The 14,442-nt window shown below is 72.3% G+C and carries 15 protein-coding genes; 3 read left to right on the top strand and 12 right to left on the bottom strand.

What is annotated here, in order from left to right:
• Positions 1 to 73 precede the first annotated feature (73 nt).
• Together ABZ795_RS01380 and ABZ795_RS01375 are read right to left on the bottom strand one after the other, a co-directional pair.
• Positions 74 to 1,219: an acyl-CoA desaturase gene (locus ABZ795_RS01380; RefSeq protein ID WP_327026109.1), complete on the bottom strand. Its 1,146-nt coding sequence runs from the start codon at positions 1,217 to 1,219 to the stop codon at positions 74 to 76.
• A gap of 15 nt (positions 1,220 to 1,234) precedes the next feature.
• Positions 1,235 to 2,326 carry a ferredoxin reductase gene (locus tag ABZ795_RS01375; protein ID WP_357527905.1) on the bottom strand — a complete coding sequence of 364 codons (1,092 nt, stop codon included), beginning with the start codon at positions 2,324 to 2,326 and terminating at the stop codon, positions 1,235 to 1,237.
• Between the two features lie 83 nt (positions 2,327 to 2,409).
• Here ABZ795_RS01375 and ABZ795_RS01370 point away from each other — a divergent pair, with 83 nt between their 5' ends.
• Entirely contained in the window at positions 2,410 to 3,639 is a 1,230-nt protein-coding gene (locus ABZ795_RS01370) for a helix-turn-helix domain-containing protein (protein WP_357527904.1), read from the top strand.
• 9 nt (positions 3,640 to 3,648) lie between these two features.
• Here ABZ795_RS01370 and ABZ795_RS01365 read toward each other — a convergent pair whose 3' ends face one another.
• Genes ABZ795_RS01365 through ABZ795_RS01325 form a run of 9 tightly spaced genes read right to left on the bottom strand, consistent with a single transcriptional unit; the run spans position 3,649 to position 11,439 of the window.
• Complete coding sequence (locus ABZ795_RS01365; protein WP_357527903.1) at positions 3,649 to 5,247, bottom strand: Na+/H+ antiporter; 1,599 nt, start codon at positions 5,245 to 5,247, stop codon at positions 3,649 to 3,651.
• Between the two features lie 39 nt (positions 5,248 to 5,286).
• The gene (locus ABZ795_RS01360) at positions 5,287 to 6,069 is read right to left on the bottom strand and encodes an IclR family transcriptional regulator (RefSeq protein ID WP_357527901.1); all 783 of its coding nucleotides are present in this window, start codon (positions 6,067 to 6,069) and stop codon (positions 5,287 to 5,289) included.
• Positions 6,066 to 6,446 carry a 4-carboxymuconolactone decarboxylase gene (gene pcaC / locus ABZ795_RS01355; protein ID WP_327026114.1) on the bottom strand — a complete coding sequence of 127 codons (381 nt, stop codon included), beginning with the start codon at positions 6,444 to 6,446 and terminating at the stop codon, positions 6,066 to 6,068. The genes ABZ795_RS01360 and pcaC overlap by 4 nt, the downstream gene beginning before the upstream one ends.
• Positions 6,443 to 7,219: a 3-oxoadipate enol-lactonase gene (gene pcaD, locus ABZ795_RS01350; RefSeq protein ID WP_357527899.1), complete on the bottom strand. Its 777-nt coding sequence runs from the start codon at positions 7,217 to 7,219 to the stop codon at positions 6,443 to 6,445. Before pcaD ends, pcaC begins: the two co-directional genes overlap by 4 nt.
• On the bottom strand, positions 7,216 to 8,556 hold the full coding sequence (gene pcaB, locus ABZ795_RS01345; RefSeq protein WP_357527897.1) for a 3-carboxy-cis,cis-muconate cycloisomerase: 1,341 nt from the start codon (positions 8,554 to 8,556) through the stop codon (positions 7,216 to 7,218). The genes pcaD and pcaB overlap by 4 nt, the downstream gene beginning before the upstream one ends.
• Entirely contained in the window at positions 8,531 to 9,100 is a 570-nt protein-coding gene (gene pcaG / locus ABZ795_RS01340) for a protocatechuate 3,4-dioxygenase subunit alpha (protein WP_357527895.1), read from the bottom strand. The genes pcaB and pcaG overlap by 26 nt, the downstream gene beginning before the upstream one ends.
• On the bottom strand, positions 9,093 to 9,830 hold the full coding sequence (gene pcaH, locus ABZ795_RS01335; protein ID WP_357527893.1) for a protocatechuate 3,4-dioxygenase subunit beta: 738 nt from the start codon (positions 9,828 to 9,830) through the stop codon (positions 9,093 to 9,095). Before pcaH ends, pcaG begins: the two co-directional genes overlap by 8 nt.
• A gap of 26 nt (positions 9,831 to 9,856) precedes the next feature.
• A complete protein-coding gene (locus tag ABZ795_RS01330; protein ID WP_357528308.1) occupies positions 9,857 to 10,597 on the bottom strand; it encodes a CoA-transferase in 741 nt (246 codons plus the stop codon).
• 23 nt (positions 10,598 to 10,620) lie between these two features.
• Entirely contained in the window at positions 10,621 to 11,439 is an 819-nt protein-coding gene (locus ABZ795_RS01325; RefSeq protein ID WP_357527891.1) for a CoA-transferase, read from the bottom strand.
• A 218-nt stretch (positions 11,440 to 11,657) separates the two neighbouring features.
• On the opposite strand from ABZ795_RS01325, the gene ABZ795_RS01320 reads away from it, so the two are divergent.
• On the top strand, positions 11,658 to 12,443 hold the full coding sequence (locus ABZ795_RS01320) for an IclR family transcriptional regulator (protein WP_357527889.1): 786 nt from the start codon (positions 11,658 to 11,660) through the stop codon (positions 12,441 to 12,443).
• A 136-nt stretch (positions 12,444 to 12,579) separates the two neighbouring features.
• On the top strand, positions 12,580 to 13,752 hold the full coding sequence (locus ABZ795_RS01315) for a 4-hydroxybenzoate 3-monooxygenase (protein ID WP_357527887.1): 1,173 nt from the start codon (positions 12,580 to 12,582) through the stop codon (positions 13,750 to 13,752).
• A gap of 109 nt (positions 13,753 to 13,861) precedes the next feature.
• On the opposite strand, the gene ABZ795_RS01310 is transcribed toward ABZ795_RS01315, so the two are convergent.
• Complete coding sequence (locus ABZ795_RS01310) at positions 13,862 to 14,359, bottom strand: N-acetyltransferase family protein (protein WP_357527885.1); 498 nt, start codon at positions 14,357 to 14,359, stop codon at positions 13,862 to 13,864.
• Positions 14,360 to 14,442: the final 83 nt, after the last annotated feature.

The following is a 14,442-nucleotide window of genomic DNA, read 5'->3' as shown; positions in this document are numbered from 1 at the left end:
GGCGCTGCGGTGGCCGCGCGCTCAGCCGGGTCCAGCCCGTCGAAGCGCCGCGCCACCGCAGGCCGCATCGGGATCAGGTGCCGGCCGGAACGAGGGCCGGGGTCGGGTTCTCCTCGATGACGTCGCGCCGACGACGGTTCGGCAGGGAGAGCCGGAAGATCTTCTTCCAGGCGGAGAAGACCTGGCGGGGCAGCGAGCCGGTGACGTACTTCAGCCCGTACCGGTCGAACAGGGCCCGCACCTCCGGGGCGATCTCCTGGTAGCGGTTGCTCGGCAGGTCCGGGAAGAGGTGGTGCTCGATCTGGTACGACAGGTTGCCGGTCATGATGTGCATCAGCCGGCTGCCGCTGATGTTGGCCGAGCCGAGCATCTGCCGCAGGTACCACTCGCCGCGGGTCTCACCCTCGATCGAGTTCTTCTCGAAGGTCTCCACCCCCTCCGGGAAGTGCCCGCACATGATCACCGCGTGGCTCCACAGGTTGCGGACCAGGTTCGCGGTGAAGTTGGCCGCCATGGTGTGGAAGAACGAGGGACCGGACAGCACCGGGAAGAGCACGTAGTCCTTGAGCACCTGGCGGCGCAGCTTGCGGCCGGTGGCCTTCAGGTTGGCCCGGAACTCCGGGTTGTTCTTGTAGCTGCCGTCCTTGAGCTTCGTGCCCAGATCCAGGTCGTACGCGGCGATGCCGTACTCGAAGAAGCAGGCGTTGACGAAGTTGTAGAACGGCTGACCCAGGTGGGCCGGGTGCCAGGGCTGGTCCTCGTCGACCCGCATGATGCCGTAGCCGAGGTCGTTGTCCTTGCCGACGACGTTGGTGTAGCGGTGGTGCAGCTCGTTGTGCGACTGCTTCCACTGCTCGGCGGGGCTGACGTGGTCCCACTCCCAGGTCGTCGAGTGGATCTTCGGGTCGCGCATCCAGTCCCACTGGCCGTGCAGGATGTTGTGCCCGATCTCCATGTTCTCCAGGATCTTCGCCAGGGACAGCCCGGCGGTGCCGACGATCCAGGCCGGCGGGAACAGGGAGAACAGCAGTACGACCCGGCTGCCGACCTCCAGCTTGCGCTGGGTCGAGATGACCTTGCGGATGTAGGCGGCGTCCCGCTCACCCCGGTCGGCGATCACCCGTTCCCGGATGGCGTCGAGTTCCTTGCCGAGGGTCTCGATGTCCTCGGCGCTGAGGTGCGCGATCGGGTTGACGGCTTTCTTCTGGATGACGGTCACGTCGACGTTCTCCGATCAAATTTCGAGTTCACAGGCGCCGGCCGCGGCCGACACGCAGGTCTGCACGCGTACGCCGTCGCCCGGCAGGGCGGTGGTGAGCTGCCCGTTACGCAGGTCACGGACCGCGCCTTGGCGCATCGGCAGCACACAGCCGTAACAGATACCCATCCGGCAGCCTGAGGGCATCAGAACGCCGGCGTCTTCTCCGGCGTCGAGCAGAGGCGTGGCGCCGTCGGCCTCGATGGTGACCGACGAGCGGGTGAAGGTGACCGTGCCGCCGTCACCGGCGGTGATGATGGTCGGTCGGAAGCGTTCGGTGTGCAGCCGGTCGGTGGCGCCCCGCGCGGCCCAGTGCTGCTCGACCGCGTCCAGCAGACCGATCGGGCCGCAGGCCCAGGTCTCGCGTTCGCAGTGGTCCGGCACCAGGGTGTCGAGTTCGGCCACCTCCAGCAGGCCGTCGACGGAGGTGTGCCGTTCCACCAGCCGGATGGCCCCGCGGGCGGCCAGCTCCCGCAGTTCCGCGCCGAACACCACGTCGGCCGAGGTCGGCGCGGAGTGGATCAGCACCACGTCGCTGCCGGTGAGGGCACCGCTGCGCAGCATCCCGGCGACCGGGGTGATGCCGCTGCCGGCGGTCAGGAACAACACCCGCGACGGCGCCGACTGAGGCAGGACGAAGTCACCGGTCGCCTGGTCGAGCTGCACGATGGTGCCGGGACGGACCCGTCGCACCAGGAAGTTGCTGACCACCCCGTCGGGGATGGCCTTGACCGTCACCGAGATGGGATCGGTCCGTCCGCCGGGCGGGGAGGTCACCGAGTAGGCCCGCCACTGGCGTACCCCGTCGACGTCGACCCCGAGGCGGATGTACTGGCCCGGCTGGTGGCCGCGCCAGCTACGGCCGGGCTGGATCACCACGGTCGCCGCGTCCGGGGTCTCCGGACGGACCTCGACGATGCGTCCGCGCAGGTCGGCGCCGGCCCGCAGCGGTGCGACCATGTCCAGGTAGTCTGCGGGCAGTACCGGGGTGGTAACCGTCTCGGCGAGCCGCATCAGGCGGCGCCGGAAGGATCCCTTCGTGCCCGGTGGTGGAGCGGTGGCGGCCATACAACGATCGTCGCGGCCCGCTGGCATAAAATCTTGGCCAGCGAAGGTAAAGCACTCCATCCCTTTTGTGCGGGGAGAACAACGTGGCGGAGAACTCCGGAACCACTGATCGGGTCGCCCGCCTGGCACTTGAGCGGCGGGTCGCCCGTGAACTGGTCGACCGGTTACCGTTGGTAGCCGCACAGACGGTAAGCGCGATCACGGCCGAGGTGCCGAGCTATTCCGGCACCCTGACCGGCCAGATGCGGGACAAGATCGAGAACGCCGTGCAGATCGCGCTGGGCACCTTCCTGCAACTGCTGGAACGTCCGCACGCCGGTGCGGCCAGCACTCCCCTGGTGCCGGCCCTGGAGGCGGCGTACGCGCTGGGCAGCGGGGAGGCCCGCTCCGGTCGCAGCGTGGACGCCCTGCTGGCCGCCTACCGGATCGGGGCCCGGGTCTCCTGGCGGGAGATGGCCGCGGCCACGGTGTCGCTGGGGCTGCCGGCGGCCACGGTAGCGGAGTTCGCCGAGCTGATGTTCGCCTACATCGACGAACTCTCCGCGGCCAGCGTGGCCGGGCACGCCGACGAGTTAGCCAGCGCCGGCCGGGCCCAGCGCCGCAACCTGGAACGACTGGCCCAGCAGTTGCTCGCCGGGGAGCCGCAGGAGGTGCTGCTGCGCAGCGCCGAGCGGGCGAACTGGCCCGTCCCGGAGACCCTCACGGTGGTGCTGCTGCCGCAGGCGAAGCTGCGCGGCGCCCTGGCGCTGCTGGGCGAGCACACCCTGGAGAGCAGCGAGGAGTTGCCCGCCGGTGAGCCCGGTGAGGAGACCGTCGTGCTGCTGGTGCCGAACATGCACGGTGACCGGCGCCGTCAACTCGCCCGGATGCTGCACGGCCGCCGTGCGGTGCTCGGCCCGGCCCGCCCGTGGGCGCAGGCCAGTTCCTCCTACCGCCGGGTGGTACGGGTGCTCGATCTGGGTATCGCCCCACCCGCCGAGGGGGACCCCCTGGACACCGAGCGGCACCTGGCCGAGTTGCTGCTCAGCGCCGACGCCGAGGCCCTGGCGGACCTGCGGGCCCGGGTCCTGCAACCGCTGGCGGAACTGCCCGCGGCCACCGCGGAACGGCTCACCGAGACGTTGCGCTCCTGGTTGCTGCACCAGGGGCGACGCGACGACATCGCCGCCGACCTGTTCGTGCATCCCCAGACGGTGCGCTACCGGATGGGGCAGCTACGTCAGCTCTTCGGCGAACGGCTGACCGACCCGCGTAGCCTGCTGGACCTCACGGTCGCGTTGGCCCTGCCGGGGGCGACCACCCCCGCCGGCTGACCGGGCGCCTCACTCCAGGTTCCGGGGTCCGAGCAGCCGGATCTCCTCGACATCCAGCCGCGCCTCCAGCTCCCGCTGTACGGCGTCGTCGATCTGCCGGCGGTCCCGCAGTCGGATGATCTCGCGTCGCTTGTGGTCGAGCACCGCCAGGCGCAACTGGCGCTCGGTCTCCCGGGCCGCCGCCGTGCCGTCCTGCGGGTCGGCGTGCAGCAGGTCCAGATGGTTCTCGTACTCGTCGCGGATCCGTCGCACGGTGTCCGGGTCGGCCCCGACCCGGTCGGCGATGTCCGGCAGGGCGTGCAGGGTCTGCCGGATGGCGTGGCTCTGCGCCCGCCGTTTCTCCTCGGCGTGGTCCGGATCCGGGGTCAGCTTGGCCCAGCTCATCAGCAGCGGCAGGGTGGTGCCCTGGACCAGCATGGTCAACAGGATGACCGCGGCGACGCAGAAGATGATCAGGTCTCGGTCCGGGACCGGTCGGCCGTCGACGTTCAGCGGGACCGCCAGGGCCGCCGCCAGGGAGACCGCACCCCGGAACCCGGCCCACCCGGCCACCGTACGGATCCGCCAGTTGACCCGCCGTTCCCGGCCGACCCGACGCCGGTCCACCAGGCGCGTCACCCCGGCCGTCAGGTGCACCCAGAGCATGCGGACCACCACCAGCACCACGGCCACCACCACCGCGATGACGATCGCCCGGGTCAGCGTCAGACTGTTGACCTCGCGTACCACCCGGGGGATCTGGAGCCCCACCAGCACGAACAGCCCGCCGTTGATGAGGAAGGTGGTCAGGTCCCAGAAGGACAGGGCCAGCACCCGGGACCGGGCCCGGATCACCCGGGGGCTGGCGTAGGCCAGCAGCAGCCCGGACACCACCACCGCCAGCACCCCGCTCTCGTGGATGGCCTCGGCCAGGAAGAAGGCCGTGAAGGGGGTCAGGACGCTCAGCGCCCCCTCCCGCAGGGGATCGTCGAGCCGTTTGCGGATCGCGATCACCACGACCCCGACCAGGGCCCCGGCCGCGATGCCGCCGAGGAAGGACAGGCCGATGCGTTCGACCAGTTCCAGGGCGTTCGGTGCGGTCCCGCCGCCGAGCAGACCGAGGGCGACCGCGAACAGCACCAGGGCCGTACCGTCGTTGATCAGGCTCTCGGTGTGCAGGGTGGTGAGCAGCCGCCGGGGCATCCGCTTGGCCAGCCCGGCCACGGCCGCCGCGTCGGTCGGGGCCAGCACCGCCCCGAGCACCCAGGCCACCGCCGGGTCTACCCCGAACCGCTGCACGACCAGGGACACCGCCACCATGGTGACCCCGACCAGCCCGACCGCCAGGGCGGCGATCACCACGATGTTCGCCCGCACCTCCCGCAGGCTGGTGGTCAGGCTCTCCCGGTACAGGATGGCCGGCAGGAACATCAGCAGCACCACCTCCGGCGCGAGCGTCACCCGCGCGAAGGGCGGCAGCAGGGCCAGCAGGGCACCGAAGCTGATCAGCAGGACCGGTGGGGCCACCCGGTACCGGCCACCGATGGTCGTACCGACCAGCACGGTGACCCCGAGGATGATGGCCAGCAGCACCCCGTGCACGTCGCCCCCGTTCGTCGCCCACCACATCGTGGTACGCGCCGGGGCCCCGCCGGGTCGATTCGCCGGCTACCGGCGGGAGCCGGCGGCCAGGTCCTCCTCGATCCGGCGGGCGGTGGCCAGCAGGGGTGCCAGCAGTTCCCGGCGGATCGCGTCGAAGGTGCCGCGGCTGGCGTGGGCGGAGACGTTCACCGCGGCGATCACCGCGCCGTCCTCGCCGTGGATCGGGGCGGCCAGGGACCGCAGCCCCTCCTCCAACTCCTGGTCGACGATGGCGTACCCCTGGCCGGCGATCCGGTTCAGGGCGGTACGCAGCTTCGCCGGGTCGGTGATGGTGCGCCGGGTCAACTGGCGCAGCTGCGCGGTGGCCAGGTAGTGGTCCAGCCACTCGGTCGGCTGGGCGGCCAGCAGCACCCGCCCCATCGAGGTGGCGTACGCCGGGAATCGGGTGCCGACACCGATCCCGACCGTCATGATCCTCTTGGTCGGTACCCGGGCGACGTAGACCACCTCGTCGCCGTCCAGGACGGAGACCGAGCAGGACTCGTGTACCTCGGCGACCAGGGCCTCCATGTGGGGCTGGGCCACCTCCGGCAGGCTCAGGCTGGACAGGTAGGCGTAGCCGAGGTCGAGGATGCGCGGGCGCAGGGCGAACAGCCGCCCGTCGGTGTGCATGTAGCCCAACTCGACCAGGGTGAGCAGGAATCGGCGGGCGGCGGCCCGGGTCAGTCCGGTGGCCCGGGCCACCTCGCTGAGGGTGAGTTGCGGGTGTTCGGCGTCGAAGGCGCGGATCACGGCCAGGCCCCGTTCCAGGGACTGGACGAACTCCCCCGATCGCGCCGCGTCGGTCACTGGGCCTCCTGCCGCAGGGTTTCCTGAGCCACCTTGAACGCCCGGTTCGCGGCCGGCACGCCAGCGTAGACGCCCACCTGGAGCAGCACCTCGCCGACCTCCTGGGGGGTCAGTCCGTTACGCAACGCCGCCCGGACGTGCATCGCCAGTTCCTCGTCATGATGCAGGGTGGCGAGCACGGCCAGGGTGATGCAGCTTCGGGTACGCCGATCCAGACCCGGCCGGGTCCAGATCTCACCCCAGGCGTAGCGGGTGATCAGGTCCTGGAAGTCGGCCGTGAACTCGTCGGTGTTGGCGATCGCCCGGTCGACATGCGCGTCGCCGAGCACCTGCCGCCGTACGGCCATGCCGGCCTCGTGTCGCTGCTGGTCGTTCACGGGTTCCTCCCGCCCTCCGGCGTGAAGTGGGTGCCGAGCAGCCGGGCCACGACGGCGGGCTGTTCGACATTGGCCAGGTGGGCGGCATCGTCCAGGACGACCAGCCGGGCGGACGGGATCCGGGCGGCGAGGTCCGCGGCGTGCTCGGGTGGGGTGGCCGGGTCCTCGGCGGCGCCGATCACCAGGGTGGGTGCGCGCACCCCCGCCAGGTCGGCCCGCAGATCCATCGCGGCGATGGCCTCACAGCAGGCGGCGTAGCCGGCCGCCGGGGTGGCGGTCAGCATGGCCCGGTGGTCGGCGACCGTGTCGGGTCGGGCGGCGGCGAAGCCCGGGGTGAACCAGCGGGACACCACCGGATCGGCGATGTCGCCGAACCCGCCGGCCCGGACGGTCTCCGCCCGGGACCGCCACCCCTGCGCCGGGGGCAGGAAGGCCGAGGTGCAGAGCAGGGCCAGCCGGTCGATCCGGTCGGGGGCGTGCGCGGCCAACCACATCCCGACCATGCCGCCAAGGGAGAGCCCGGCATAGTGCGCGGAGACGACCCCCAGGTCGTCCAGCAGCTCCAGCACCGCCCGGCCGAGCAGGTCGATGGTGTACGCCCCCGGCGGCACCGGGGAACGGCCGTGACCCAGGTGGTCGTAGCGGACCACCCGGAACCGGGCCGCCAGGGCGGCCACCTGGGGTTGCCACATGGCACCGGTGGTGCCCAGGGAACTGCCCAGCAGCAGCACCGGCGCCTCGGGCGGCCCGTCGATGGTGGCGTGCAACCTCATCCGCTCCCCCCTTCATGGATCGCCAGGGCACGGTCCACGAGTTCGGCGGCGCTGCCGAGCCACCCGGCCGGATCCAGCGCGGCGTCCAGGTCCGTCACCGACAGGTGGGCGGTCACCTCCGGGTCGGCCAGCAGGGCCTCCCGGAAACCGGCGCCGGTGGTGGCCCGGGCGACCACCTGGTGTGCGGTGGCCCGGCCCAGGGCCGGGGCCAGGCGGGTGGCGACGGCCTCGGCCAGCAGCAGGCCACCGGTGGCGTCCAGGTTGGCCCGCATCCGCTGCGGGTCCACCCGCAGGTCGGTCAGCATCCGGGCGGTACGGGCGGCCGCCCCACCGGCCAGGTGCACCAGGTCCAGCAGGGGTTCCCATTCGGCGTGCCAGCCGCCGGTGGCCCGTTCGTGTTCCTGCCCGGCGGCGGCGAAGAGGGTGCCCACGAGTCCGGGACCCCGCCGGGCGGCGGCGGCTACCAGCACGGAGTCGACCGGGTTGCGTTTGTGTGGCATGGCCGAGGAGCCGCCGCGTCCCGCCCCGCCCTCGGTCACCTCGCCGATCTCGGTCTGGGCCAGCAGCCCGACATCCAGGGCGATCTTGCCGGTGGCGGCCAGCAGCCCGCCGAGGGCGGCGGCCAGGTCGAGCACGGGCTGTCGGCGGGTGTGCCAGGGCAGCGGGCTGGCCGCCAGGCCCAGATGGGCGGCGAACCGGTCCGCCACCGCCAGGCCGGTCGACCCGTACCCGGCCAGGGTGCCCACCGCACCGCCGAGTTGCGCCGGCAGGGCGGCGCACGCCTGGGCCACCCGGTCCCGGGCCTGGTGCAGGCCGAGCAGCCAACCGGCGGCCTTGAGTCCGAAGGTGGTCGGGGCGGCCTGCTGGCCCAGGGTGCGGGCCACCATGAGGGTGTCGCGGTGGGTCCGGGTCAGGTCGGCGGCGGCGCCTGCGGCGGTGTCGAGGTGACCCAGCAGGGGTACGGCGGCCCGGGTCACCACCAGGGCCAGGGCGCTGTCGAGGATGTCCTGACTGGTGGCGCCGTGGTGCACCCAGGGGCGGGCCGAAGGCGACACGGCCTCGGTCAGCCGGCGGACCAGGGGAACCACCGGGTTGCCGGCGGCGTCTGCCGCCGCGCCGAGGGCCGCCGGGTCGTACCGGTCGGCCTGGCAGTGCCCAGCGATCTCCTCGGCTACCGGGGCGGGCAGCAGACCGGCGTCGGCACCGGCTCGGGCCAGGGCGGCCTCGGCGTCCAGCAGGGCCTGCAACAGGTGCCGGTCGTCGAGTTCGGCGTCCACCTCGACCGCGCCGGACAGCCCGCGCAGCAGGGCCTCAGACGGCGAAGAAGACGGTCTCATGCTCTCCCTGCAAGCGGATGTCGAACCGGTAGCCGTCCGGGGCCGGCCGGGCCACGAGGGTGTCGCGGCGGTCGGCCTCGACCGTACGCAGCACCGGGTCGGTGGCGTTGGCGGACTCGTCCGGGAAGTAGATCCGGGTGACCAGGCGGTGCAGCAGCCCTCGGCCGAACACCGACAGGTTCAGGTGCGGGGCCTCGATCTCGCCCTCCGGGGTGGGCAGGGGTCCGGGCCGTACGGTGTGCAGGGCGTAGCAGCCCTCGGCGTCGGTGTCGGCCCGGCCGAAGCCCCGGAAGCCGGGCAGGGTGGGCGTTCTAGCCCCCCTCGGGTCGTCGGGGTGGTCGAAGTGCCCGTCCGGGTCGGCCTGCCAACTCTCCACCATCGCGTCGATGACCGGGGCGCCGTTGCCGTCGGTGATCCGGCCCCGGATCCAGCAGGCCCCCGGGGTGCCCTCCGGCACCACGTACGGGCCGTCGGGCCAGCTCAGGCCGATGTGCAGGTACGGCCCGACGGTCTGGGCGGGCGTCACGCCCAGGCGGTCACTCATCGTCGTCCTCGTCCTCGAAGGGGGTGGCTTCCCGGCCCCGCAGCACGATGTCGAACCGGTAGGCCAGGGCCCACTCCGGTCGGGTGGCGGTGTGGTCGTAGCGGGCCACCATCCGCTGGCGGGCCTGCGGGTCCCGCACCGAGTTGAAGATCGGGTCCTGGCTGAACAGCGGGTCGCCGGGGAAGTACATCTGGGTCACCAGGCGCTGGGTGAAGGCCCGGCCGAACAGCGAGAAGTGGATGTGTGCCGGCCGCCAGGCGTTGTCGTGGTTGCGCCAGGGGTACGCCCCGGGCTGCACGGTGACGAACTCGTACCGTCCCTGGTCGTCGGTGAGGGCCCGCCCGACCCCGGTGAAGTGGGGGTCCAGGGGTGCCGGCCAGTTGTCGACGGCGTGCCGGTAGCGGCCGGCGGCGTTGGCCTGCCAGATCTCCACCAGGGTGTGCGGTACGGCCCGGCCGTCGCCGTCGAGGACCCGGCCGTGCACGATGATCCGCTGCCCCTGGGGCTCGCCGTCGTGCTGCCGGGTCAGGTCGTGGTCGAGTTCGCCGAGGCGGCCCTCGCCGAGCAGCGGGCCGGTGATCTCGGTGAGCCGCTGCGGCAGGTAGATCAACGGCTGGCTTGGGGCCCGGCTGACGGTGGACTTGTAGCCGGGGCTGAGCAGCGGGGGGTGGGCCTCGACGTCGTCGCGCCGGTAGTCGGGCAGCAGCAGCGCCGGGGTGGTCTCGTTCATGGGTGTCCCTTCCGGGGGCCGGCGCATCAGTGCGGGGCCTTCTTGGTCGCTTCCAGGGCGCGCAGCACGGTGAGTTCCGCCGCGGTGGGCGGCTCGCCGACGGTCACCTCCTCGGCGACGGCCAGCGGCCAGCCGGTGGCCGCCCGGACCTGGTCGACCGTGACACCGGGATGCACCCGGGTGAGGGTGAGTTCGCAGGTCACCGGGTCGGCGGTCAGCACGCCCAGGTCGGTGATGACGGTCTTCGGGCCGCCGCCGCGCAGGCCCAGCCGCTCCCGGTCGCCCGGACCGGTGCCGTAGCCGACCGAGGTGACGAAGTCGACCCGGTCGATGAAGGCACGCAGGCTCTGCCGGACGATGACCACCACCTCGCCGCAGGAGGCGGCGATCTCCGGAGCGCCACCGGCACCGGGCAGGCGTACCTTCGGATCGGTGTAGTCGCCGCCGATGACGGTGGTGTTGATGTTGCCGTACCGGTCGAGTTGGGCGGCGCCGAGGAAACCCACGTCGATGCGGCCGGGTTGCAACCAGTAGTTGAAGACCTCCGGCACGGAGACCACCGCGTCGGCGGTGTCGGCGAGCACCCCGTCGCCGATGGACAGCGGCAGCCGGTCGGGCTTGGCGCCCAGGCAGCCCGACTCGTAGATGAGCACGAGGTTCGGGGCGTGGGTGACCCGGGCCAGGTTGGCCGCCGTGCTGGGCAGGCCGATGCCGACGAAGCAGGCGGCGCCGTCGCGCAACTGGCGGGCGGCGGCCACGGTCATCATCTCGTCGGCGGTGTAGTCGGGGCTCACGCCGGTACCTCCGCATCGAGCACGTGCCGGGCGATCCACTCCTGGAAGCCGGCCCGCTCCCGGCTGATCGCGTCCCAGGCCAGGTAAAAGTCGTTGTCCCGGACCGAATAACCCTGGGTGTACGAGGGGTGGGCCCCGCCGGGCACGTGTGCCACCGCGGTGACCGCCCAGCCGGGCAGGATCACCTGCCCGGGTACCGGCTCCAGGTCGTCGACGATCTCCTCGACGGTGACCAGCGACCGCCGGGCGGCCAGGACGGCCTCCTTCTGCACCCCGGTGATGCCCCACATCTGCACGTTGCCGGCCCGGTCGGCGCGTTGGGCGTGCACCACTGTCACATCCGGTCGCAGGGCGGCCACCGCGGTCAGCCGCTCCCCGGTGAAGGGGCATTCGATCGGGCGGATGTTGGCGGTGTGTCGGGGCAGGTCGGTGCCGGTGTAGCCGCGCAGCACCGCGAAGGGCAGGCCGCTGGCACCGGCGACGTACCGGTTGGCCATCCCGGCATGGCTGTGTTCCTCCAACTCCAGCGGCACCGGCCAGGAGTTCTGCACGGCGTCGCGGAACCGGTGCAGGGAACCGACCCCGGGGTTGCCGCCCCAGGAGAAGACCAGCCGACGGGCGCAGCCGGCCCCGATCAACTGGTCGTAGATGACGTCCGGGGTCATCCGGACCAGGGTCAGGTCGCGTCGCCGCTGCCGGATGATCTCGTGGCCGGCGGCGAAGGGGATGAGGTGGGTGAATCCCTCCAGGGCCACCGTGTCCCCGTCGCGGATCAGGTCCGCCACCCCCTCGGCCAGCGAGACGAGCTTCGCCATCAGCTTCCGCCCTCGTTGAGGTCCAGGCCCGCCGCCGGGTGTTCGGTATGCGGACTCGCGTACACATCTCGAACGTAGTGGCCCGAGTCGAGGTCCGTCAACGCGCCGGACAACGGTGCGCGGATGCCCGCCGGCGTGACGTTGACTAAGCCGAGGGCCCGTGCCATGTTCTGCAAGAGAACAACCGTTCGGCTTCCGAACAGCTCCGGGAGGCAGCGATGGCGGGCGGCAGCCGCTCCCCCGGCGCCTCGGTGACCTCACGGGTGCTGGCCGTGCTCGGCGCCTTCGACGCCACCCATCCGGCGTTGACCCTCAGCGACATCGCCCGGCGTAGCGGCCTGCCGCTGGCCACCACCCACCGGCTGGTCGCCGAACTGGTCAGCGGCCGGGCCCTGTCGCGCGCCGCCGACGGCAGCTACCGCATCGGGGTACGGCTGTGGGAGATCGGGCTGCTCTCCCCGCTGCACGGCCAACTCCGCGAGGTGGCCCTGCCCTACCTGCAGGAGCTGTACACCACCGTGCAGGAGAACGTGCACCTGGCGGTCCGGGACGGCGGCGAGGCGCTCTACGTGGAGAAGGTCACCGGCCACCGCGCGGTGCCGACCGTCTCCCGGGCCGGGGGCCGACTGCCGCTGCACGCCACCGGGGTCGGCAAGGCCCTGCTGGCGTACGCCCCACCGGAGGTGATCGCCGCCCACCTGCGGGGGCCGTTGCGCCGCTGCACGCCGTACACCATCACCGAGCCGGGTCGACTGGCCCGGGAGCTGGCCGCCGTCCGCGAACGCGGCTGGGCGCGGACCCACGAGGAGATGACCCTGGGTTCCTGCTCGGTCGCGGTCGCGGTGCGGGGGCCCGACGGCGCGGCCCTGGCCGCCATCGGGGTGGTCGGGCACAGCCTCGGTGGAGGGCCGCAGCGGCTGGTCCCGGCGCTGAGGGCGGCGGCCGACCAGGTCGCGGCCCGGTTGGCCGACGAACCGCCCGCGACCCAGCACGCCACCGCCTGACCGGCGCAGGGAGCCGGTACGGCGGAGATCAGCCTTCCACTGGGCGGAAACCGACAGCGGCGGCCCGGGTCGGCAGCGGGCAGGCTGAGGGCGGTGGGAGACGGCGACGAGGTCGCCGACGATCAAGGAGGCACGGATGCGTACCCAGGTCGGCATCGTCGGAGCGGGACCGGCCGGTCTCATGCTGTCGCACCTGCTGCACCGGCGCGGCATCTCCTCGGTGGTGCTGGAGAGCCGCAGCCGGGAGTACGTGGAACACCGGGTCCGCGCCGGGGTGCTCGAACAGGGCTCGGTCGACCTGCTGCGCGCCACCGACCTGGGGGCCCGGCTGGACCGGGAGGGCCTGCGGCACGAGGGCATCGAACTGCGCTTCGCCGGGGAGTCGCACCGGGTGGCGATGACCGAGCTGACCGGCCGGGCGATCACCGTGTACGGGCAGCAGGAGGTGGTCAAGGACCTGATCGCCGCCCGGCTGGCCGCCGGGGGCACGATCCTGTTCTCCGCCGAGGCGACCGGCCTGTCCGGCCTGAAGTCGCCCTCGCCGGTGGTGCACTACCGGCACGAGGGGCGGGAGGAGGAACTGCACTGCGAGTTCGTGGTCGGCTGCGACGGCTTCCACGGGGTCAGCCGGGCGGCCGTGCCGGAGGGGGTGCTGCACACCTACGAACGCACCTACCCCTTCGCCTGGCTGGGCATCCTGGCCGCCGCCGCACCCGCGGTCGAGGAACTCATCTACGCCCACCACGAACGCGGCTTCGCCCTCTACAGCATGCGGTCGCCGCAGATCTCCCGGCTCTACCTCCAGGTCCCGGCGGACGAGGACATCGCCGACTGGCCGGACGAGCGGATCTGGGCCGAACTGCGGACCCGGCTGGAGACCGTGCCGGGCTGGACCCTCAACGAGGGGCCGATCCTGGAGAAGGCGATCACCCCGCTGCGCAGCTTCGTGGTCGAGCCGATGCAGTGGCAGCGGCTGTACCTGGCCGGGGACGCCGTGCACATCGTGCCCCCCACCGGCGCCAAGGGGATGAACCTGGCCCTGGCCGACGTGGCGCTGCTCGGTGACGCCTTCGCGGCCTGGTACGCCGAGGGTCGCACCGACCTGCTGGGCGACTACTCGCGTACCGCCCTACGCCGGGTCTGGCGGGCCCAGCAGTTCTCCTGGTGGATGACCTCGATGCTGCACCGCCTCAACGCCGACGACCCGTACGAGGCGAAACTCCAGGAGGCCAACCTGCGCTACCTGATCACCTCCCCCGCGTACGCCACCAGCCTGGCGGAGAACTACGTCGGGCTGGCGGAGGTGTGAAGGAAGGGCACCTTCTTAACGCCTCGGGTAGAGGAAGGTGCCCTTCTTAACGGCGCAGCGCAAGATGGCGGACGGGCGACGGCATGCCGGAGTCGATCATCGCGGCGGGTCAGTCGACGACCGGGCTGCGCCGTTCCAGCAGCACCACGTCGCGCCAGCGGCCGTGGTGGCGGGCCACCCGCTCGCGGACCCCGACGACCCGGAAGCCGGCCCGACGGTGCAGTGCCAGGCTGGCGGTGTTCTCCGGGAAGACCGCGGACTGGATGGTCCAGATGCCGGCCGCCTCGGTCGAGGCGATCAGGCCGTCGAGCAGCAGCCGGGCCACTCCCCGCCCCTGCGCCGCCGGGTCCACGTAGACGGAGTGTTCCACCACCCCGGCGTAGACCAGCCGGGTAGAGGTGGGAGACACCGCGATCCAGCCGAGCAGGGTCCCCGCGTCGTCGACCGCCACCAGGCGGTGCGCCGGGAGGCGCCCGGCGTCGAAGGCGGCCCAACTGGGGGCGACGGTCTCGAAGCTGGCCTGTCCACCGTCCAGCCCCGCCTGGTAGATCGCCAGCACCCGGTCGGCGTCGGCGGCCGTCATCGGCCGCAGCATCACCTCGGCCATCGGCCTCACCCCGTTCGCCCCGTACCTGCTCAGGGGCGGTTTTCGTCGCCCCGGCACGCCGAAGATCGCGGGCCGGGGCCCAC

The organism is Micromonospora sp. NPDC047134, from assembly GCF_040643455.1.
In the GTDB taxonomy this organism is placed as follows: domain Bacteria; phylum Actinomycetota; class Actinomycetes; order Mycobacteriales; family Micromonosporaceae; genus Micromonospora.
Note: the sequence above shows the minus strand (reverse complement) of the source record. Positions and strands in the feature narration are given on the sequence as shown.

Bases quoted from the DNA above. Each gene is read 5' to 3' on its own strand.
- pcaB (WP_357527897.1), bottom strand. From the start codon at position 8,556: ATGAGACCGTCTTCTTCGCCGTCTGAGGCCCTGCTGCGCGGGCTGTCC.
- ABZ795_RS01330 (WP_357528308.1), bottom strand. From the start codon at position 10,597: ATGATGACCGTGGCCGCCGCCCGCCAGTTGCGCGACGGCGCCGCCTGC.
- pcaG (WP_357527895.1), bottom strand. From the start codon at position 9,100: ATGAGTGACCGCCTGGGCGTGACGCCCGCCCAGACCGTCGGGCCGTAC.
- pcaH (WP_357527893.1), bottom strand. From the start codon at position 9,830: ATGAACGAGACCACCCCGGCGCTGCTGCTGCCCGACTACCGGCGCGAC.
- ABZ795_RS01315 (WP_357527887.1), top strand. From the start codon at position 12,580: ATGCGTACCCAGGTCGGCATCGTCGGAGCGGGACCGGCCGGTCTCATG.
- ABZ795_RS01375 (WP_357527905.1), bottom strand. From the start codon at position 2,326: ATGGCCGCCACCGCTCCACCACCGGGCACGAAGGGATCCTTCCGGCGC.
- ABZ795_RS01365 (WP_357527903.1), bottom strand. From the start codon at position 5,247: ATGTGGTGGGCGACGAACGGGGGCGACGTGCACGGGGTGCTGCTGGCC.
- pcaD (WP_357527899.1), bottom strand. From the start codon at position 7,219: ATGAGGTTGCACGCCACCATCGACGGGCCGCCCGAGGCGCCGGTGCTG.
- ABZ795_RS01325 (WP_357527891.1), bottom strand. From the start codon at position 11,439: ATGGCGAAGCTCGTCTCGCTGGCCGAGGGGGTGGCGGACCTGATCCGC.
- ABZ795_RS01320 (WP_357527889.1), top strand. From the start codon at position 11,658: ATGGCGGGCGGCAGCCGCTCCCCCGGCGCCTCGGTGACCTCACGGGTG.
- ABZ795_RS01310 (WP_357527885.1), bottom strand. From the start codon at position 14,359: ATGGCCGAGGTGATGCTGCGGCCGATGACGGCCGCCGACGCCGACCGG.